Source organism: Microbacterium sp. CCNWLW41 (assembly GCF_037083505.1).
Genome location: NZ_JBAOJP010000004.1, coordinates 501,309 through 521,356, shown reverse-complemented (window position 1 = coordinate 521,356; position 20,048 = coordinate 501,309). Strand labels below are relative to the sequence as shown.

Genomic DNA, 20,048 nt, shown 5'->3' with positions numbered 1-20,048 from the left:
AGGTCCTCCATGGCCGGCCACAACCAGGGCATCATCGATCCGCCCATCGACAACCTGCTCGAGCGCGTCGAGTCGAAGTACGAGCTGGTGATCTACGCGGCCAAGCGCGCGCGTCAGATCAACGACTACTACTCCGACCTGCACGAGGGGAACCTCTTCGACAACGTCGGGCCGCTGGTCGACTCGTCGGTCGAGGACAAGCCCCTGACGATCGCGCTGCACGAGATCAACGAGGACAAGCTCCGCATCCGTCACGCGGAGTGATCGTCCGTCCCGGAGCCGTCGTCATCCCGCAGCGGATGTCGACGGCTCCGGTCATACTGGGAGGAGCCCGTCCGGATCGCGCCCACCGGCGCCCGGTCCGAGCCCTCCCGCCCGCTACCGATGGAGCATCGATGAGCGCACTGCGCCTTTTCACGTCCGAGTCCGTCACCGAGGGCCACCCCGACAAGATCTGCGACCAGATCTCGGACAGCATCCTGGACGGTCTCATCGCCCAGGACACCGGCTCGCGCGTCGCCGTGGAGACCCTGGTCACGACCGGTCTCGTGCACGTCGCCGGCGAGATCCGGACCGAGGCGTACGCGGACATCCCGACGATCGTGCGCGACGTCGTGAACGGCATCGGCTACACGTCGAGCGACACGGGCTTCGACGGCTCGTCGTGCGGGGTGAGCGTGTCGGTGGGGGAGCAGTCCGGAGACATCGCGAACGGCGTGGACAAGGCGCACGAGCATCGCGAAGGCGGTTCGGCGGACCCGCGGGACCTGCTCGGCGCCGGCGACCAGGGCATCATGTTCGGGTTCGCGACCACCGAGACCCCGCAGCTCATGCCCATGGCCGCCTGGACCGCCCACCGCATCGCCGAACGCCTCACGGAGGTGCGCCGCTCGGGCGTGCTCCCGTTCCTCCGTCCGGACGGGAAGACCCAGGTGACGCTCGGCTACGACGGCTTCGCGCCGAAGACGGTGGACGCGGTCGTGCTCTCGACGCAGCACAACCCGGACGTCTCCCAGGACGAGCTCAAGGCGCAGGTGCGCGAGCACGTCATCGACCCGGTGCTCGCCACGACCGGGCTGGACCTCGACGACGTCACCTACTACATCAACCCGGCGGGCCCGTTCGTCACGGGCGGCCCGAAGGGCGACGCCGGCCTCACCGGCCGCAAGATCATCATCGACACCTACGGCGGCGCCGCCCGTCACGGCGGCGGGGCGTTCAGCGGCAAGGATCCGTCGAAGGTCGACCGCTCCGGGGCCTACGCGATGCGCTGGGTGGCCAAGAACGCTGTCGCGGCGGGACTCGCGGACCGTCTCGAGGTCCAGGTGGCCTACGCCATCGGCGTCGCCCAGCCGGTCGGGCTGTACGTGGAGACGTTCGGCACGGGCCGGGTGGCGGACGACGTCATCACCCGGGCGATCGAGTCCGTGTTCGATCTGCGGCCGCAGGCGATCATCGAGGACCTCGACCTGCTCCGCCCGATCTACGCCCAGACCGCGGCGTACGGGCACTTCGGCCGAGAGCTCCCGGACTTCACCTGGGAGCAGACGACGCGGGCCGAGGAGCTCCGCCGCGCGGCCGGGCTGTGAGCGCGGGGTGGTGCACCGGCTGACGCACGCCAGGGGCCCGGTCGGCCGCCGCCGCTCGGCGGGTGACCGGGGGAGACGGCGTTGACGCGCCCGATCGTCCGGGTCGTGCTGGACTCGCCCCTGCCGCAGCTGGATCGCCTGTTCGACTATGCGGTCCCGCCGGAGCTGCGCGACGAGGTCGCTCCCGGGGTCCGCGTGCGCGTGCCTCTGCGGTCCGCAGGGCGGCTCCTCGACGCCTATGTCGTGGAGGTCGACGTCGAAGAGGACGATGCGCGGACCCTCGCCGAGGTGGACGCCGTCGTGTCGGCGGCCGCCGTGCTTCCCGAGCGGCTCTACGCCCTCGCCCGCCGGGTCGCCGACCGCGCCGCGGGGAGCGCCTCGGACGTCCTGCGCCTGGTCGTGCCCAAGCGCCAGGTCCGCGTCGAGAAGGCGTGGCTGGCCGCGGGGGCCGAGGCGGCGCCAGGCGGGGAGGAGTTCGCGCCCGGGTCCGCCGATGCTGCGACGGAGGTCCTCGCGGACTACGACGAGCTCACCGCCCTGTTGGAGGACGGCGGGCGGGCCGCCGTCGAGGCGATTCCGCGGGTGCATGAGGACGGCGTGTCCGAATGGGCCCGGCTCCTCGCGGCCGCGGCGGTCCGCACGGTCGTCCGCGGCTCGTCGGCGGTCCTCGTGGTCCCCGACCATCGGGACCTGGATCTGGTCGCGCTGGCCCTCCGGGATCGCGTCCCGGGAGATGCGGTCGCGCGGCTCGACGCGCGGCAGAGCGGACCGGAGCGCTACCGGGCGTATCTGCGCACCCTGCAGGAGGCGCCGTGCATCGTGCTCGGCAACCGCTCGGCCGTCTACGCGCCGGTACGGGCGGGGCTCGTCGCGCTCTGGGACGATGGCGACCCGCTCCTCGCCGAGCCGCTGGCGCCCTACGTGCACGCGCGGGACGCGGCGCTGCAGCGGCAGGAGCGCGAGGAGAGCGCGCTGCTGTTCGTGGGGCACACCCGGACGACGGACGTCGAGCGCCTGGTGGAGTCCGGATGGGTTCGGGCGATCACGGCCACCCGGCGGATCACCCCGCGCGTGGTGCTGGACTCGGTCGAGGACCTGGATCGGCGGGGGCACCGGCTGCCGTCCCGCGCCTTCCTGACCGCCCGGGAGGCGACGGCGTCGGGACCCGTGCTGATCCAGGTGGCGCGTCCCGGATTCTCGCCCAGTCTCGTGTGCGCCGGGTGCCGGGCGCCGGCGCGCTGCACGCACTGCGGCGGTCCCCTCGGCGCCGCGCACCGCGGCGCGCTGCCGGTCTGCGGGTGGTGCGGGCGCGGCGCGCGGTCCTGGTCGTGCGGCTCGTGCGGCAACGAGTCGGTCCGCCTCGCGGCCTCGGGGAGCGAGAGGACCGCCGAGGAGCTGGGGCGTGCCTTCCCCGGGGTCCGGGTGATCGTCGCGGACGGCGCGCATCCGGTGGCCCGTGTGGATGACCGCCCTGCCCTCGTCGTCGCCACCCGGGGCGCCGAGCCGATCGCGGAGGGCGGGTACCGAGCGGTCGTGCTCCTCGACGGAAGCCGGATGCTCCAGGCCCCGGAGCTGCGCATCGGCGAGTCGTGTCTGCGGTGGTGGTCGAACGCCGCGGCGCTGGCGGCCCCCGGGGCGCCGGTGCACCTCGTGGGCGTCGACGGGCCGGTCGCGCGGGCGCTGGCGACCTGGAGCCACGCCGGGTACGCACGCGCCGAGCTGCGCGAGCGGGCGCCGCTGCGGATGCCGCCGACGGTGCGCGTCGCCCAGGTCGAGGGGTCGCCGGCGGGCATGCGCCGGGCGCTCGAGGAGATCGCGACGCTCGGGCTCCCGCCCGACGCGGTCCTCGGCCCCGTTCCCGTCGAGGAGGACGGCGAGACGGACCGCGAGCGCGCCCTCGTGCGTTTCCCGTACGCCGACGGCAGTCGGGTCGCGACGACCCTGCGGGCCGCGGTGGTCGCCGAGGCGACCGGGCGACGCCGCGGGCGAGGGCGGACGCCGCGGACTACGCTCTCGATCAGGCTCGACATCACGGAGCCCGACCTGTGAGCGCCGCCTCCGCCGTCGTCCGCTCGCCGGATTCCCTCGTCCCTTCCGGAAGGAACCTCTGATGCGTCTCGTCTTCGCCGGAACACCCGAAGCGGCCGTGCCGACCCTGCGACGCCTGGCGGGCGAGCACGAGGTGGTCGCGGTCGTCACGCGCCCGGACGCACCGCTCGGGCGCAAGCGCGTCCTCACGCCGTCACCGGTCGCGGCGGCCGCGGAGGAGCTCGGCCTCCCCGTGATCAGGGCGGCGAGGCTCGACGACGAGGCGACGGCGCGCATCGCGGGTCTGGCTCCGGAACTCGGCGTGATCGTCGCGTACGGCGGCCTCGTGCGCGAGCCCCTGCTCTCGACGCCGACGGCGGGATGGATCAACCTGCATTTCTCGATCCTTCCGCGCTGGCGCGGCGCGGCGCCGGTGCAGCGCGCGCTCATCGCCGGCGACCCGGAGCTCGGTGCCAGCGTGTTCCAGCTGGTCCCGGCCCTGGATGCGGGGGACATTTTCGCGGCGCGGACCTTCCCGGTCCCGCCGGACGCGACGGCCGACGAGGCATTGGCGTCGCTCGCGCGCGACGGCGCAGGTCTGGTCAGCGAGGTGGTGACCTCGATCGCCGACGGATCAGCGAAGGCGGAGGCGCAGCAGGGGGAGCCGACGACAGCCGCCAAGCTCGATCTCTCGGACGGCCTGCTCGACTGGACGCGCCCGGCCGAGGAGGTGTTCGCCCGCTACCGGGGCGTGACCTCCGAGCCCGGAGCGCACACGCTCGTGGCGGGCGTGCCGGTGAAGGTCCGCGAACTGCGCCGTGCGGCGGGCGCCGACCGGCTGGAGCCCGGAGCGCTCCTCCTCCGCAAGGACGGCGTCCTCGTCGGGACCGCCACCGATCCGCTCCTGCTGACGCGCGTCCAGCCTGCGGGCAAGGCCGCGATGGCCGCGCCGGACTGGTTCCGCGGTCTGCGCACGGATGCGAGGGCCGGCGCGTGAGCGACCGCGACGGACGCTCCTCCCGCCGCTCGCGAGCCCGGGACTCGGCCCGTCCGGCCGGCGCGACGCCGGCCGGACGCACGAGCGCGGGACGAAACCCGCGCAGGGAGCAGGCGCGGGATGTCCAGCCGGCCCGCCGCGTCGCGTACGACGTGCTGAGGGCCGTGAGCGACTCGGACGCGTACGCCAACCTGCTGCTTCCCGCCGCGATCCGCGAGGCGGGCCTGTCCGCGCAGGACGCGGGCCTGGCCACGGAACTGGCCTACGGGACCCTCCGCCGCCGGGGGACGTACGACGCGGTCATCGCGCACGCGGCGGATCGGCCCGTCACCGAGATCGACCCCGCCGTGCTCGACGCGCTGCGCCTGGGCGCCCACCAGCTCCTCGGGACGCGGGTGGCCCGGCATGCGGCGGTGAACGAGTCGGTCACCCTCGTCGCGGGCGCGGCCGGGCGCGGAGCAGCGGGGTTCGCCAACGCCGTGCTGCGGCGCATCGGCGGACGCGACGCGGCGGAGTGGGAGACGGAGTTGGATCGCACCGCACGCTCCGACGACGAGCGCCTGGGACTGCGCAGCGCCCACCCGGTGTGGATCATCCGGGCGTTGCGCCGCGCGCTGGCGGCGGAAGGACGGGCACAGGAGCTGCCGGCTCTCCTGGACGCGGACAACGCCGCGCCGGAGGTGACGCTGGTGGCCCTGCCCGGGCTCGCCGAACCGCAGGAGCCGCGGCGCCCGTACGCCCCGACCGCGTTCGCCTCCCCGGGCGGCGATCCCGCGTCCGTGGTCCAGGAGCATGAGGGGCGCGTCCGCGTGCAGGACGAGGGGTCTCAGCTCGTCGCCCTGGCTCTCGTCGAAGCAGCGCCGGTGCGGACGGGGGAGCGCTGGCTCGACCTGTGCGCCGGTCCCGGCGGCAAGACGGCCCTGCTCGCGGCGGAGGCCCTCCGCCGCGGCGCCTCGCTCGAGGCCAACGAGGTGGTCCCCGCCCGCGCGGGCCTGGTCCGCCGCGCGCTGCGGCCCATCCCCGCGGAGATCCCCGTCGCGGAGGAGGACGGCCGCGTCCTCGCCGCGCACCGCCCGGGGGCCTACGACCGGATCCTCGTCGACGCGCCGTGCACGGGCCTCGGCGCGCTGCGCCGCCGGCCGGAGGCGCGCTGGCGGAAGACGCCCGCCGACGTCGGGGAGCTCGTGGACCTGCAGGCGGAACTGCTGTCGTCGGCGCTGGACGCGCTCGTCCCGGGCGGGATCGTCGCGTACGTGACGTGCTCGCCGCACCTCGCCGAGACCGCCGGCGTCGTCGACGAGATCCTGCGCCGACGCGAGGACATCGACGAGCTCGACGCGCGCGCGGTCGTGCGCGCGGTGTCCCGGTCGCCGATCGACCTGCCCGAGCCCGCGTCCGGCCGGGGGCACGTCCAGCTCTGGCCCCACCGTCACGGCACGGACGCGATGTTCCTGGCGCTCCTGCGCAAGCGCGCCTGACGCGCGATGGCGTGCGCGGCGGCGGATCGGGGGAGCGTCCACCCGGATAATGGGGGCATGGCCTCTCCGATCGACGCGTCCGACCTGCCCGCCGCTCCGCGGATCAACCCGAGCATCCTCGCCGCCGACTTCGTCAACATGCAGGCGGAGCTCGCCAGGATCGCGACCGCGGACTTCGCCCACGTCGACGTGATGGACAACCACTTCGTCCCGAACCTCACCTTCGGTCCGCAGATGGTCGAGCGGATCCAGGCGACGAGCCCGATCCCGCTGGACGTCCATCTGATGATCACGGATCCGGACCGCTGGGCACCGGGATACGCGGAGCTGGGCGCCGCGAGCGTCACGTTCCACCTCGAGGCCGCGCAGGATCCGGTCGCCCTCGCCCGGACGCTGCGGGGGATCGGCGCGCGCGCGGGCGTGGCGATCAAGCCCGGCACCGCGGGGGAGCCGCTCTACGGCATCCTGGACGAGTTCGATCAGATCCTCGTGATGACCGTCGAGCCCGGATTCGGCGGCCAGGGCTTCATGCCCGAGACGATGCCGAAGCTCGCCGCCCTCGTCGCCGAGGCGCGGCGGCGGGGCTCGGACGTCTGGTTCCAGGTGGACGGGGGCATCTCCGACGCCACCATCGCACAGGCCGCGGCCGCGGGCGCCGACACCTTCGTGGCGGGCTCCGCCGTCTACGGGCAGAAGGACGTCGAGGCTGCCGTCACGCGGCTCCGGGAGCTCGCACGAGCCGGTAGCCTGGACGGGTGAAGACCTTCGACGACCTTTTCGCCGAGCTCAGCCGGAAGGCTGCGGAGCGCCCCGAGGGTTCCGGCACCGTCCGCGAACTCGACGCGGGCGTCCATGCGATCGGCAAGAAGATCGTCGAGGAGGCGGCCGAGGTCTGGATGGCCGCCGAATACGAGAGCGACGACGCCGCTGCCGAGGAGATCTCGCAGCTGCTCTACCACCTTCAGGTGCTGATGATCGCGAAGGGGCTGAGCACCGAGGACGTGTACCGACATCTCTGAGCCGATCCCGCCCGATCCGCTCCGAAGGAAAGACCCCAGAATGCTCCGCATCGCCGTCCCCAACAAGGGATCGCTGTCCGAGACCGCCGCCGAGATGCTCGCCGAGGCCGGCTACGCCGGTCGGCGGGACTCCAAGACCCTGCACGTCGTCGACGCCGACAACGGTGTCGAGTTCTTCTTCCTCCGCCCCCGGGACATCGCCACGTACGTCGCCTCCGGCGCCCTGGACGTGGGTATCACCGGACGCGATCTGCTCCGCGACGTCCGGCAGGAGGACGCGCGCGAGATCGAACAGCTCGGTTTCGCCCGTTCCACGTTCCGGTTCGCCGGGCCCCCCGGGGTCTACCGCTCGATCGAGCAGCTCGCGGGCGTGCGCGTGGCCTCGGCGTACCCCGGTCTCGTCGACGACTTCCTCCGCGGCCACGGGGTCGAGGCGGAGCTCGTCCCGCTCGACGGCGCCGTCGAGTCCGCGGTCCGCCTCGGCGTCGCCGATGTGATCGCCGACGTCGTGGAGACCGGCACCACGCTCCGCCAGGCCGGACTCGAGATCTTCGGGCCGGTGATCATCGAGTCCGAGGCCGTGCTCATCAGCCGGCCTGGCGAGGTCGAGGGCACCGACACCCTGCTGCGACGGCTGCGCGGCGTGATGGTCGCGCGTCGCTACGTGCTGCTGGACTATGACCTGCCCGCCGACCTCGTCGACCAGGCGACCGAGATCGCCTCGGGTCGAGAGTCGCCCACGGTGTCGCCGCTGCGCGATCCCGCCTGGGTGGCCGTCCGGGTCATGATCCCGCGCGCCGGGATGAACCAGGTCATGGACGAGCTGTACGCGCTCGGCGCCCGCGCGATCCTCGTGACCGCCATCCACGCGGCGAGGCTCTGATGAGCCTCGCCGCCCGGGTGATCCCCTGCCTCGACGTCGCGGACGGCCGCGTGGTCAAGGGCGTGAACTTCGAGAACCTCCGAGACATGGGCGATCCCGTCGAGCTCGCGCGCCACTACGCCGCGCAGGGCGCCGACGAGATCACCTTCCTCGACGTCACCGCGACGGTAGACGGCCGGGCGACGACCCACGACGTGGTGCGCCGCACCGCCGAGCAGGTGTTCGTCCCGCTGACGGTGGGCGGGGGAGTGCGCACGACGGAGGACGTCGCGCGCCTGCTGTCCGTCGGCGCCGACAAGATCGGCGTGAACTCGGCGGCGATCGCGCGCCCGGAGCTCGTCGGCGAGATCGCCGACCGGTTCGGCGCGCAGGTGCTCGTGCTCTCCCTCGACGTCAAGCGCAGCGATCGCACGCCTTCGGGCTTCGTCGTCACCACCCACGGCGGACGGACCGAGACCGACCTCGACGCGGCGGCGTGGGCCCGCGAGGCGATCGAGCGCGGCGCGGGGGAGCTGCTCGTCAACTCGATCGACGCGGACGGCACCAAGGACGGATTCGATCTGGAGCTCGTCGCTCTGATGCGGGAGATCTCCAGCGTCCCGGTGATCGCCTCCGGCGGCGCCGGTGTCGTGACGGACTTCCCCCCGGCGATCGCCGCAGGGGCGGACGCGGTTCTCGCGGCGAGCGTGTTCCACTCCGGGGCTCTCACCGTCGGCGACGTGAAGCAGGCGCTGCGCGAGGCGGGGGTGACGGTGCGATGACCGACGAGGAGAACGTCGAGACGGAATCCGCCGCGGCGGTCCGCTGGAACGAGGACGGCCTGGTCCCCGTGGTCGTCCAGCAGTGGGACAGCCTCGAGGTCCTCATGCTCGCGTGGATGGACGAGGAGGCGCTGCGTCGCACGCTGACCACCGGCCGTGCCACCTATTGGTCGCGCTCGCGCCGGGAGTACTGGCGCAAGGGCGACACGTCCGGGCACGTGCAGCACGTCCGGGGCGCGCGACTCGACTGCGACGGCGACACGGTCCTGCTCGCGGTGGATCAGGTGGGCGTCGCCTGCCACACCGGCACCCGCACGTGCTTCGATTCGACGGACCTGCATCCCCGTATCGGAGGCGAGGCCGGATGAGCGCCGCGACGTCGCGATCCGGCAAGACCGTCAGCATCCTGCTGATCGTCCTCGCCGGCGGCATCGGCATCATCTCGTCGACCCAGACGTGGCTCTCGGTCGCTCGCGCGGACGGCGGGGCGGAGGTCCCCGTGGCCGGCGCCACGGCGGTGCCGGTGCTGGCGCCGCTGAGCCTCACCGTTCTCGCTCTCGGCGCGGCCATCGCCCTCGTCGGCCCGGTGCTGCGCTACGTGTTCGCAGCGATCGGTCTGCTCGTCGCCATCGTCCTCGAGGTGCTGACGCTGACCATCGTGATCCGGCGCCCGTTGTCGGCGGTCGCGCCGGCGCTGACCGAGGTCACGGGACTCGCCGGCGACGCCGCTCTCGGTCCCGTGGTCGAGGGGATCGCCCCGACGGTCTGGCCGTGGCTCGCCGGCCTCGCCTGGGCGCTGCTGGCGGTCGCGGCCGTGCTCGTGCTCCTGACGTCGCGGCGTTGGCGCACCGGGGGGCGGCGCTTCGAGACGAGTCCGCGGCCCGCGGACGGTCCCGTCGACGCGGTCGAGTCCTGGGACGAGCTCAGCCACGGGAGCGACCCGACCCGTTGACCGCGGGGTCGATCCCCGCGTCCGGCAGGGCGAACGGCTCCGCCCGCCGATCCCGATAGACTGGACCGGATCCCAGAGCACGTTCGGAGGAGAACATGACCAACCCCATCGCCGATCCCGGCCACGGACACTCGCCTGCCGCCTGGACCGCCGTGGTCATCATGCTGCTCGGCTTCACGATCGGCACCGTCGCGTTCTTCCTGGACATCCCCGCCGTCGTCTGGGCCTCGGCCGGACTCATCGTCGTCGGCCTGATCGTGGGCTGGATCCTCGCCAAGGCCGGTTACGGCGTGAAGGGCCCGAAGTACTCGCCGAAGGCGCACTGATGGTGCTCGCCGACCTCACGGCCGGCGCAGTCGAGGACGCGGTCCGACGCGAGCGGGAGCGTCCGCTCGCGGTCGTGGAGCGCGATGCCCTCGCGCGTCCTGCGGCCGCGGACGTGCGCGCGGCCCTCGCTCCGGCCGATCGCGTCAAGATCATCGCCGAGGTCAAGCGCGCGAGCCCCTCGCGGGGCCGGCTCGCCGAGATCCCGGACCCGGCGGCGCAGGCCGCGCTCTATGAGCGCGGGGGCGCCTCGGCCATCAGCGTCCTCACCGAGGAGCGTCGATTCGGCGGCAGCCTCGCCGACCTGGAGGCGGTCACGGCGGCGGTGTCGCTGCCCGTTCTCCGCAAGGACTTCATCGCCACGCCGTACCAGGTGCTCGAGGCGCGGGCGGCGGGCGCCGATCTCGCGCTGCTCATCGTCGCCGGGCTCGACCGCCGCGTCCTCGCGGAGCTCTACGCCCTGATCCGCGAGCTCGGCATGACGCCGCTCGTGGAGACGCACTCCGCCGAGGAGCTCGAGATCGCCATCGACCTCGGCGCCGATCTCATCGGCGTCAACGCTCGCGACCTCACCACGCTCGAGCTGGACCGAGACCTGTTCGGCCGGCTCGTGGACCGCATCCCGGACTCCGCGGTCAAGATCGCCGAGTCCGCGGTCCTGACGCCCGACGACGTCCGGCACTACCGGCAGGCCGGCGCCGACGTCGTGCTCATCGGCGAGGCCCTCGTCACCGGGGACCCGGTGGCCACCCTGGCGTCCTTCCTCGCCGCCGGCGAGGGGCGGGCGCACCACGGACCGAGCGACGCATGAGGCGCCGCGCGACACGGACGGAGGCGACGGCGTGAGCCTGCGCGACCAGCCCGGACCCCTTTTCGGCGACTTCGGCGGGCGATACATGCCCGAATCGCTTATCGCCGCGATCGACGAGCTCACCGAGGCATACGAACAGGCCGTCGCCGACCCCGCCTTCCAGGCGGAGCTCACGGCGCTGCTGCACTCGTACGCCGGACGCCCGTCGCCGATCACGGAGGTGCCGCGCTTCGCGGAGCACGCCGGTGGCGCCCGGGTGTTCCTCAAGCGCGAGGATCTCAACCACACGGGGTCCCACAAGATCAACAACGTGCTCGGCCAGGCGCTCCTGACCAAGCGCCTCGGCAAGACGCGCGTGATCGCGGAGACCGGAGCCGGCCAGCACGGCGTGGCGACGGCCACGGCGGCCGCGCTGTTCGGCCTGGACTGCACGATCTACATGGGCGAGGTGGACACCGAGCGACAGGCGTTGAACGTCGCGCGGATGCGGCTGCTGGGCGCCGAGGTGGTGCCGGTCACGACCGGCTCGCGGACCCTCAAGGACGCCATCAACGACGCCTACCGGGACTGGGTGGCCAGCGTCGAGACGACGAACTACATCTTCGGCACCGCCGCAGGTCCCCACCCGTTCCCGGCCATGGTCCGCGACTTCCAGAAGATCATCGGCGAAGAGGCCCGAGCACAGCTCGTCGAGGAGGCGGGGCGCCTTCCGGATGCGGTGGTCGCCTGCGTCGGCGGCGGATCCAACGCGATCGGCATGTTCGACGCCTTCCTCGACGACGAGAGCGTCCGGCTCTACGGGGTCGAGGCAGCCGGCGACGGCGTCGACACCGACAAGCACGCGGCGTCCATCGAGCGCGGACGCCCCGGCGTCCTCCACGGCGCACGGACCTTCGTCCTCCAGGACGAGGACGGCCAGACCATCGAGTCCCACTCGATCTCCGCCGGCCTCGACTACCCGGGCGTCGGACCGGAGCACGCCTGGCTCGCCGCGATCGGGCGTGCCGAGTACATCCCGGCGACCGATGACGAGGCCATGCAGGCTCTCCGCCTGCTGAGCCGCACGGAGGGCATCATCCCCGCGATCGAGTCCGCCCACGCCTTGGCCGGCGCGATCCGTCTCGGCCGCGAGCTCGGGCCGGACGCCGTCATCGCGGTGTGCCTCTCCGGCCGCGGCGACAAGGACATGGACACGGCCGCCCGCTACTTCGATCTGTACGACGACGAGGAGGGCGGCACGGCATGAGTCGCGTGGAAGAAGCGATCCAGCGCGCCCATGCCGAGGGACGGGGTGCGTTCATCGGATACCTCCCGGTGGGTTACCCCGACCTGGACACGAGCATCCGTGCGGCGATCACGCTCGCCGAGAACGGGGCCGACGTCATCGAGCTCGGCCCGCCCTACAGCGACCCGGTGATGGACGGCGCCATCATCCAGGAGGCCACGCAGGCCGCGCTGGCCGCGGGATTCCGCATGCGGGACCTCTTCACGGCCGTGCGGGCGATCACTGCCTCCGTCGACGTGCCGGTCGTGGTCATGACCTATTGGAACCCCGTCGTGCAGTACGGGGTCGACCGCTATGCGGACGACCTGCGTGACGCGGGCGGTGCCGGGCTGATCACTCCGGACATCACCCCCGAGGCCGCGCAGGAGTGGATCGACGCGAGTACGCGGACCGGCCTCGACCGGATCTTCCTGGCGGCACCGACGTCCAGCGACGAGAGACTCGACCTCGTTGTCGGCGCGTCCACCGGGTTCGTCTACACGGTCTCGACCATGGGGATCACGGGGGAGCGCGCCGAGCTCGACCGCGCGGCGCGGACGCTCGTCGAGCGTCTGCGGGCGCACGGCGCGCACCGCGCGTGCGTGGGCATCGGGATCTCGAACGCGGAGCAGGTGGCGGGCGTCCTGGAGTACGCCGACGGCGCGATCGTGGGCACCGCGCTCGTCCGGGCGCTCCGCGACGGCGGGGTCGAGGGGCTGGCGGAGACCGCGCGCGCCCTGGCGGCCGGAACGCGTCGCGCCGAGTGACCCCGTAGACTCGTTCGCATGTCCTTCGCGCTCCAGAACGCCCTCTCGGGCGTGGTCGCCAGCATCCCGAGCCCGCCGGTCAGCTTCATCGACCTGGGCCCGCTGCGCATCCACTTCTACGCCCTCTGCATCATCACCGGCATCATCCTGGCCGTGCTGATCACGAACCACCGCCTCACGAAGCGCGGTGCGGAGCCCTGGGTCGTCATCGACATCGCCATCCTCGCCGTCCCGCTCGCGATCATCGCGGCGCGCATCTTCCACGTGCTGACCCACCCCGGCTTCTACTTCGGGCCGGGCAAGAACATCTGGGCCGTCTTCTACATCTGGGAGGGCGGCATTGCGATCTACGGCGCCCTCATCGGCGGCGCGATCGGGGCCTGGCTCGGGTGCAAGTGGAGCGGGATCCGGTTCTGGACGTTCGCGGACGCCCTCGCGCCCGGGCTTCTCCTCGCCCAGGCGATCGGCCGTTTCGGTAACTGGTTCAACCATGAGCTGTTCGGCCTGCCGACCGACCTCCCCTGGGGGCTGGAGATCGAGTCCACGAACCCGGCGTTCCCGGCGGGCCTGGCCGAGGGCACGCTGTTCCACCCGACGTTCCTGTACGAGGTCATCTGGAACGGCCTCGGCGTGATCGTCCTGCTGTGGCTCGGCCGCAAGCTCTTCTTCCAGTGGGGCAGGCTGTTCGCGATCTACCTCATCTGGTACGGCGCCGGACGCATCGTCTGGGAGTCGATCCGGATCGACCCGAGCGAGATCTACCTCGGACTGCGCACCAACGTCTGGGCTGCGATCATCGGCGTCGTCGTCGGCATCGTGATCCTCGTCGTCCAGTCCCGCCGTCACCCGGGCATCGAGCCCTCGCCCTACATGCCCGGCCGAGGACGCAAGGACGCTGATGTAGAATCGGCGGACAGCTTGGACTTCGTCGACGTGAGCGCTCCTCCGTCCGACGAGGTCACCGCAGGAGCCTCAGCCACAAGCACCGCTCCCACGGACGCGGAAGGCACCCGTTAGCCGCACGTCCGTGAGGACTCCATCCCCCTCTGCCCGGCCAATGACGTCCCCGGGTCATCTCGAGATCTGAGGACGGTAACTGGTGTACTTCCAGCCTCCCTACGGCGCCTCCGGCGCATACCCCCCGAAGCAGGGGATGTTCAACCCCGCGTTCGAGAAGGACGCGTGCGGCCTGGCCATGGTCGCCACGCTCCGCGGCACGCCGGGTCACGACATCATCGCGCTGGCTCTGGAGGCCCTGCGCAACCTGGAGCACCGCGGGGCCATCGGCTCCGACGCGGGGACCGGGGACGGCGCGGGCATCCTCACGCAGATGCCGGATGCCTTCCTTCGCGAGGTCGTGCCGTTCGCTCTCCCCGATGCGGGGGAGTACGCGGCCGGCCTCGCTTTTCTGCCCCGGGACTCCGGGGCGCGACGTCAGCAGAAGGCGGGGATCGAGCGGATCGCCCGGGAGGAGGGGCTGACCGTCCTCGGCTGGCGCGGTGTCCCGACCGCGAACGAGCACCTCGGCAAGCTCGCCGACGAGGCCCGCCCCGCCTTCGAGCAGCTCTTCGTCTCCGCTCCCGCGGGAGACGCCGGCGAGGCCCCCTCCGGGATCGCCCTGGACCGTCTCGCCTACCGTCTGCGCAAGCGCGCCGGCCATGAGCTGGACGCCTACTTCGTCTCCCTGTCGAGCCGCACGATCGGCTACAAGGGCATGGTCACGACCCTCCAGCTGGAACCCTTCTACCCGGACCTGCAGGACGAGCGGTTCGCGTCCGAGCTCGCGGTCGTGCACTCCCGCTATTCGACGAACACCTTCCCGTCGTGGCCGCTGGCGCAGCCGCTGCGCATGCTCGCCCACAACGGGGAGATCAACACCGTCGGCGGCAACCGCAACTGGATGCGCGCCCGTCAGTCGCAGCTCGAGTCCGAGCTCCTCGGGGACATGCGCCCGCTGCTGCCGATCTGCACCGACGGCGCCAGCGACTCGGCCTCGTTCGACGAGGTCCTCGAGCTGCTCACGCTCACCGGACGGAGCCTTCCGCACGCCGTGATGATGATGGTGCCGGCCGCCTGGGAGAAGCAGGCCGACATCGACCCGCAGCTGCGCGCGTTCTACGAGTACCACTCGAACCAGATGGAGCCGTGGGACGGTCCCGCCGCCCTCATCTTCACCGACGGCACGCTCGTCGGCGCGACCCTCGACCGCAACGGCCTGAGACCGGGCCGCTGGACGGAGACGACCGACGGCCTCATCGTCATCGGCAGCGAGACGGGCGTCCTGGAGTTCGCGCCGGAGCGCATCAAGCGCCGGGGCCGGCTGCAGCCGGGAACCATGTTCCTCGTCGACACCGCCCAGGGGCGCATCGTCGAGGACGAGGAGGTCAAGCGCGACCTCGCCCGCATGCACCCGTGGCAGGAGTGGCTGGATGCCGGGTCGGTCCGGCTCGCCGACCTCCCCGAGCGGGAGCACATCGTGCATCCGCCGGCGTCCATCACCCGGCGCCAGCGCACCTTCGGCTACACCGAGGAGGAGGTGCGGATCCTGCTGACCCCGATGGGGCAGACCGGTGCCGAGCCGCTCGGCGCGATGGGCAGCGACACGCCCATCGCCGTCCTCAGCAAGCGGCCACGGCTGCTGTTCGACTACTTCGTCCAGCAGTTCGCACAGGTCACGAACCCGCCGCTCGACGCGATCCGTGAAGAGGTCGTGACGAGCCTGCGCCTCGGTCTCGGCCCGGAGCGGAACCTGCTGAGCTGGAGCCCCGAGCACGCGCGCACCGTGACCCTGGACTTCCCGGTCATCGACAACGACGAGCTCGCGAAGATCCGTCACATCGACAAGGCGCTTCCCGACCGGTCCAGCGCGACCATCAAGGGGCTCTATCACTTCGACGCCGGGGCGCACACGATGCAGGAGCGCCTGGCGCAGATGTGCGCCGAGGCGGACGAGGCGATCGCGCGGGGAGCGGAGTTCCTCATCCTCTCGGACCGCGACTCCAACAAGGACCTCGTGCCGATCCCGTCGCTGCTGATGGTCGCGGCCGTGCACCACCACCTCATCCGCAACGAGAACCGGATGAAGGTCGGCCTGATCGTCGAGGCGGGCGACGTCCGCGAGGTGCATCACGTGGCCACCCTCATCGGCTACGGCGCGTCCGCGGTGAACCCGTACCTGGCGATGGAGACGGTCGAGCACCTCGTGCGCACGGGCTTCATCACGGGCCTGACCCCGGAGAAGGCGGTCCGCAACCTCATCTATGCGCTCGGCAAGGGCGTGCTGAAGATCATGTCCAAGATGGGAATCTCCACCGTGTCCTCGTACGCGGGCGCGCAGGTGTTCGAGGCCGTCGGGCTGAGCCAGGAGTTCGTCGACGCGTACTTCACCGGCACCGAGACGAAGCTCGGCGGGATCGGGATCGAGGACGTCTTCGCCGAGAACCAGGCGCGCCACGACTTCGCCTACCCGGAGGACGCCGCCGCGCGGGCGCATGAGCGCCTGTGGACCGGCGGCGAGTACCAGTGGCGCCGGGACGGGTCGCCGCACCTGTTCAACCCCGAGACCGTCTTCCGGCTGCAGCACTCCACCCGCACCCGCCGGTATGACGTGTTCCGCGAGTACACGAAGCTGGTGGACGACCAGTCGCGGGAGCTCAAGACCCTGCGGGGGCTGTTCGAGCTGCGCACGGGCGAGCGACCGGCCGTGCCGATCGACGAGGTCGAGCCCGTCTCGTCGATCGTGAAGCGCTTCTCGACCGGCGCCATGAGCTACGGCTCGATCTCGCAGGAGGCGCACGAGACGCTCGCGGTCGCGATGAACCGTCTGGGAGCCAAGTCGAACACGGGCGAGGGCGGGGAGGACCCCGAGCGCCTGGTGGATCCGGAGCGGCGCAGTGCCATCAAGCAGGTCGCGTCCGGCCGGTTCGGCGTCACGAGCCAGTACCTCACCGAGGCGGACGACATCCAGATCAAGCTCGCGCAGGGGGCCAAGCCCGGGGAGGGCGGCCAGCTGCCGCCCCAGAAGGTGTACCCCTGGGTGGCGCGGACCCGGCACGCGACACCGGGCGTGGGACTCATCTCCCCGCCTCCGCACCACGACATCTACTCGATCGAAGATCTGAAGCAGCTGATCTTCGATCTCAAGCGCGCGAACCCGACGGCCCGGATCCACACCAAGCTCGTGAGTCAGTCGGGCATCGGGGCGGTGGCCGCCGGCGTCGCCAAGGCGCTCAGCGACGTCGTCCTCGTGTCCGGTCATGACGGCGGCACGGGCGCGAGCCCGCTGAACTCGCTGAAGCACGCCGGCACCCCCTGGGAGCTGGGTCTCGCCGAGACGCAGCAGACGCTCATGCTCAACGGCATGCGCGACCGTGTCGTCGTCCAGGTCGACGGCCAGCTCAAGACCGGCCGGGACGTCGTCATCGGCGCCCTGCTGGGCGCGGAGGAGTTCGGCTTCGCCACGGCGCCGCTCGTCGTCAGCGGGTGCATCATGATGCGGGTGTGCCACCTGGACACCTGCCCGGTGGGCGTGGCCACGCAGAATCCCGTGCTGCGGGAGCGTTTCACGGGCAAGCCGGAGTTCGTGGTGAACTTCATGGAGTTCATCGCCGAGGAGGTCCGCGAGCTTCTCGCCCAGCTCGGGTTCCGCTCGCTCGACGAGATCATCGGACGCACGGACCTGCTGCGCACGGATGCAGCGGTCCGGCACTGGAAGACGGAGGGACTGGACCTCGCCCCGATCCTGGAGGGTCCGGAGTTCCCCGCGGGCGAGCCGCGCCGCAGCGCACGCGCGCAAGACCACGAGCTCGAGAAGCACTTCGACGCCGCGCTGCTCGAGATCGCCGCCGAGGCGCTGGAGGACAAGTCCCCGGTCGTGCTGGAGCTGCCGATCCGCAACACCGAGCGCGCGGTCGGCACCATGCTCGGCCATGCCGTGACCACTCGCCATGGCGCGGCGGGCCTGCCCAGGGAGACGATCGACATCACCCTGCACGGGACCGCAGGACAGTCCCTCGGGGCCTTCCTGCCGCACGGCATCATCCTGCGGCTCGAGGGCGACGCCAACGACTACGTGGGCAAGGGGCTGTCGGGCGGCGACATCACGATCAGACCACCCCGTGAGGCGACCTTCGCCCCGCACCGCAACGTCATCGCCGGCAACGTCATCGGATACGGTGCGACCGGCGGGACGATGTACATCTCGGGCGTCGTCGGCGAGCGGTTCCTCGTGCGCAACTCGGGAGCCACCGCGGTCGTCGAGGGCGTGGGCGACCACGCGCTCGAGTACATGACCGGGGGCGTCGCCGTCATCCTCGGGCGCACCGGCCGCAACCTCGGCGCGGGCATGTCGGGGGGCGTCGCCTACGTGCGGGGCCTGCGCGCCGACAGCGTCAACGCGCAGTCCCTCGAAACGGGAGAGCTGACGCTCGAGCCGCTGGATCGCGCCGATCTGGAGGTCCTGCGGAGCCTGCTCGTCGAACACGTCGAGCGCACCTCCTCGCCGTTGGGCGAGGAGATCCTGTCGGACTTCGACCGCGAGGCGTCCGAGTTCGTGAAGGTCCTCCCGCGCGACTTCGCGGCCGTGCGCCGCACGCGTGAGGAGGCCGAGGCCGCGGGGCTCGACCCCGACGGCGACATCGTGTGGAACCGCATCCTGGAGGTGACCGGTGGCTGACCCCAAGGGCTTTCTGAAGGTGACGGAGCGTGAGCTTCCCGCTCGTCGTCCCGTCCCCGTCCGCATCATGGACTGGAAGGAGGTGTACCAGCCCGGCGATTCCGCGGTGTTGCGACGCCAGGCCGGCCGGTGCATGGACTGCGGCGTCCCGTTCTGCCACTCGGGCTGCCCGCTGGGGAACCTCATCCCGGAGTGGAACGACCTGACCTGGCGCGGCGAAGGCCGCGCGGCGAGCGAGCGCCTCCACGCCACGAACAACTTCCCGGAGTTCACCGGGCGGCTGTGCCCGGCACCGTGCGAGAGCGCCTGCGTGCTCGGCATCAACCAGCCCGCCGTCACGATCAAGCAGGTCGAGGTCTCGATCGCCGACGAGGCCTTCGCCAAGGGCTGGATCGAACCGGAGCTTCCGGCGCGCCTGACCGGGAAGACGGTCGCGGTCGTGGGATCGGGCCCGGCAGGACTCGCCGCCGCACAGCAGTTGACCCGCGCGGGCCACACGGTGGCGGTCTTCGAACGCGACGACCGCATCGGCGGCCTGCTTCGCTACGGGATCCCCGACTTCAAGATGGAGAAGAGCATCCTGGACACGCGTCTCCGGCAGATGCAGGAGGAGGGCACGCGTTTCCGCGCGGGCGTCGAGATCGGCGTCGACATCTCCTGGGACGACCTGCGCGCCCGCTACGACGCGGTCGTGGTCTGCACCGGGTCCACGGTCCCGCGCGACCTGCCGATCCCGGGACGGGACCTCGACGGGATCCACTTCGCCATGGAGTACCTGGTGGAGTCGAACAAGGCTGTCGCGGGTGACCCGGTGCAGAACCAGATCACCGCGGAGGGCAAGCACGTCGTCGTCATCGGCGGCGGCGACACCGGAGCGGACTGCATCGGCACGGCTCACCGGCAGGGGGCGCTCAGTGTCACGAACCTGGCGATCGGCCGTCAGCCGGGCACGGCGCGGCCCGAGCACCAGCCGTGGCCCATGATGCCGACCGTGTTCGAGGTCCAGTCCGCCCACGAGGAGGGCGGGGAGCGCGTCTATCTCGCCTCGACCGTGGAGTTCCTCGCCAACGACGCCGGTGAGGTCCGGGCCCTGCGCGTGGCGGAGACGGAGTTCGTCGACGGTCGCCGGGTCCCAAAGAGCGGGACCGAGCGGGAGATCCCTGCGGACCTCGTCCTCATCGCGATGGGCTTCACCGGTCCGGAGCAGGACCGGTTCGTCGGCGACACGCGGCCGCGGTTCACAGAGCGCGGCGTGCTCGCGCGCGACGACGAGTACGCATCGACGGAGAGCGGCCTGTTCGTGGCCGGCGACGCCGGCCGCGGCCAGTCGCTCATCGTGTGGGCGATCGCCGAGGGACGGGCCGCCGCGGCAGGCGTGGATCGCTATCTGATGGGGGAGACGGTGCTGCCGGCCCCGGTCCGACCGACCGATCTCGCTATCGGCCTCCAGCCCGCGTAGGCTGGGGCCGGCAGCGTGGCCGCAACATCCATCCCCCTCGAA

18 protein-coding genes are annotated in these 20,048 nt (G+C 72.0%); all 18 read left to right on the top strand.

The features are described 5' to 3' along the window. Positions 1-9: 9 nt before the first annotated feature. The 18 genes from rpoZ (at position 10) to V6R91_RS17605 (ending at position 20,006) form a co-directional block, all read left to right on the top strand. Positions 10-264: a DNA-directed RNA polymerase subunit omega gene (gene rpoZ, locus V6R91_RS17690; protein ID WP_067246927.1), complete on the top strand. Its 255-nt coding sequence runs from the start codon at positions 10-12 to the stop codon at positions 262-264. A 131-nt stretch (positions 265-395) separates the two neighbouring features. Further along, positions 396-1,589 carry a methionine adenosyltransferase gene (gene metK, locus V6R91_RS17685; protein ID WP_336396270.1) on the top strand — a complete coding sequence of 398 codons (1,194 nt, stop codon included), beginning with the start codon at positions 396-398 and terminating at the stop codon, positions 1,587-1,589. 81 nt (positions 1,590-1,670) lie between these two features. After that, positions 1,671-3,638 carry a primosomal protein N' gene (locus V6R91_RS17680; RefSeq protein ID WP_336396269.1) on the top strand — a complete coding sequence of 656 codons (1,968 nt, stop codon included), beginning with the start codon at positions 1,671-1,673 and terminating at the stop codon, positions 3,636-3,638. Between the two features lie 61 nt (positions 3,639-3,699). Further along, positions 3,700-4,614 carry a methionyl-tRNA formyltransferase gene (gene fmt / locus V6R91_RS17675; RefSeq protein WP_336396268.1) on the top strand — a complete coding sequence of 305 codons (915 nt, stop codon included), beginning with the start codon at positions 3,700-3,702 and terminating at the stop codon, positions 4,612-4,614. Next, positions 4,611-6,092 carry an RsmB/NOP family class I SAM-dependent RNA methyltransferase gene (locus V6R91_RS17670; RefSeq protein WP_336396267.1) on the top strand — a complete coding sequence of 494 codons (1,482 nt, stop codon included), beginning with the start codon at positions 4,611-4,613 and terminating at the stop codon, positions 6,090-6,092. Before fmt ends, V6R91_RS17670 begins: the two co-directional genes overlap by 4 nt. A 57-nt stretch (positions 6,093-6,149) precedes the next feature. Further along, entirely contained in the window at positions 6,150-6,851 is a 702-nt protein-coding gene (gene rpe / locus V6R91_RS17665) for a ribulose-phosphate 3-epimerase (protein WP_336396266.1), read from the top strand. After that, positions 6,848-7,111, top strand: coding sequence for a phosphoribosyl-ATP diphosphatase (locus tag V6R91_RS17660; protein WP_067243353.1), 264 nt, complete (start codon positions 6,848-6,850; stop codon positions 7,109-7,111). The genes rpe and V6R91_RS17660 overlap by 4 nt, the downstream gene beginning before the upstream one ends. A gap of 40 nt (positions 7,112-7,151) precedes the next feature. Next, positions 7,152-7,994: an ATP phosphoribosyltransferase gene (gene hisG / locus V6R91_RS17655; protein ID WP_067243354.1), complete on the top strand. Its 843-nt coding sequence runs from the start codon at positions 7,152-7,154 to the stop codon at positions 7,992-7,994. Then, positions 7,994-8,755: an imidazole glycerol phosphate synthase subunit HisF gene (hisF, locus tag V6R91_RS17650; protein WP_336396265.1), complete on the top strand. Its 762-nt coding sequence runs from the start codon at positions 7,994-7,996 to the stop codon at positions 8,753-8,755. Before hisG ends, hisF begins: the two co-directional genes overlap by 1 nt. Continuing rightward, a complete protein-coding gene (hisI, locus tag V6R91_RS17645) occupies positions 8,752-9,123 on the top strand; it encodes a phosphoribosyl-AMP cyclohydrolase (RefSeq protein WP_271060838.1) in 372 nt (123 codons plus the stop codon). Before hisF ends, hisI begins: the two co-directional genes overlap by 4 nt. Continuing rightward, entirely contained in the window at positions 9,120-9,707 is a 588-nt protein-coding gene (locus tag V6R91_RS17640; protein ID WP_336396264.1) for a Trp biosynthesis-associated membrane protein, read from the top strand. Before hisI ends, V6R91_RS17640 begins: the two co-directional genes overlap by 4 nt. 95 nt (positions 9,708-9,802) lie before the next feature. Next, complete coding sequence (locus V6R91_RS17635; RefSeq protein ID WP_067243358.1) at positions 9,803-10,033, top strand: DUF6704 family protein; 231 nt, start codon at positions 9,803-9,805, stop codon at positions 10,031-10,033. Between the two features lie 2 nt (positions 10,034-10,035). Then, positions 10,036-10,842 (top strand): indole-3-glycerol phosphate synthase TrpC, encoded by an 807-nt coding sequence (gene trpC / locus V6R91_RS17630; RefSeq protein WP_067243414.1) that lies wholly within the window; start codon positions 10,036-10,038, stop codon positions 10,840-10,842. A 31-nt stretch (positions 10,843-10,873) separates the two neighbouring features. Continuing rightward, complete coding sequence (gene trpB / locus V6R91_RS17625; RefSeq protein ID WP_336396263.1) at positions 10,874-12,088, top strand: tryptophan synthase subunit beta; 1,215 nt, start codon at positions 10,874-10,876, stop codon at positions 12,086-12,088. Next, on the top strand, positions 12,085-12,873 hold the full coding sequence (gene trpA, locus V6R91_RS17620) for a tryptophan synthase subunit alpha (RefSeq protein WP_067243360.1): 789 nt from the start codon (positions 12,085-12,087) through the stop codon (positions 12,871-12,873). Before trpB ends, trpA begins: the two co-directional genes overlap by 4 nt. A gap of 18 nt (positions 12,874-12,891) precedes the next feature. Continuing rightward, positions 12,892-13,890 (top strand): prolipoprotein diacylglyceryl transferase, encoded by a 999-nt coding sequence (lgt, locus tag V6R91_RS17615; RefSeq protein ID WP_271060841.1) that lies wholly within the window; start codon positions 12,892-12,894, stop codon positions 13,888-13,890. 136 nt (positions 13,891-14,026) lie between these two features. After that, positions 14,027-18,547 (top strand): glutamate synthase large subunit, encoded by a 4,521-nt coding sequence (gene gltB / locus V6R91_RS17610; RefSeq protein WP_336396373.1) that lies wholly within the window; start codon positions 14,027-14,029, stop codon positions 18,545-18,547. After that, positions 18,540-20,006, top strand: a complete 1,467-nt coding sequence (locus V6R91_RS17605; protein WP_336396262.1) for a glutamate synthase subunit beta — start codon at positions 18,540-18,542, stop codon at positions 20,004-20,006. The genes gltB and V6R91_RS17605 overlap by 8 nt, the downstream gene beginning before the upstream one ends. Positions 20,007-20,048 lie beyond the last annotated feature (42 nt).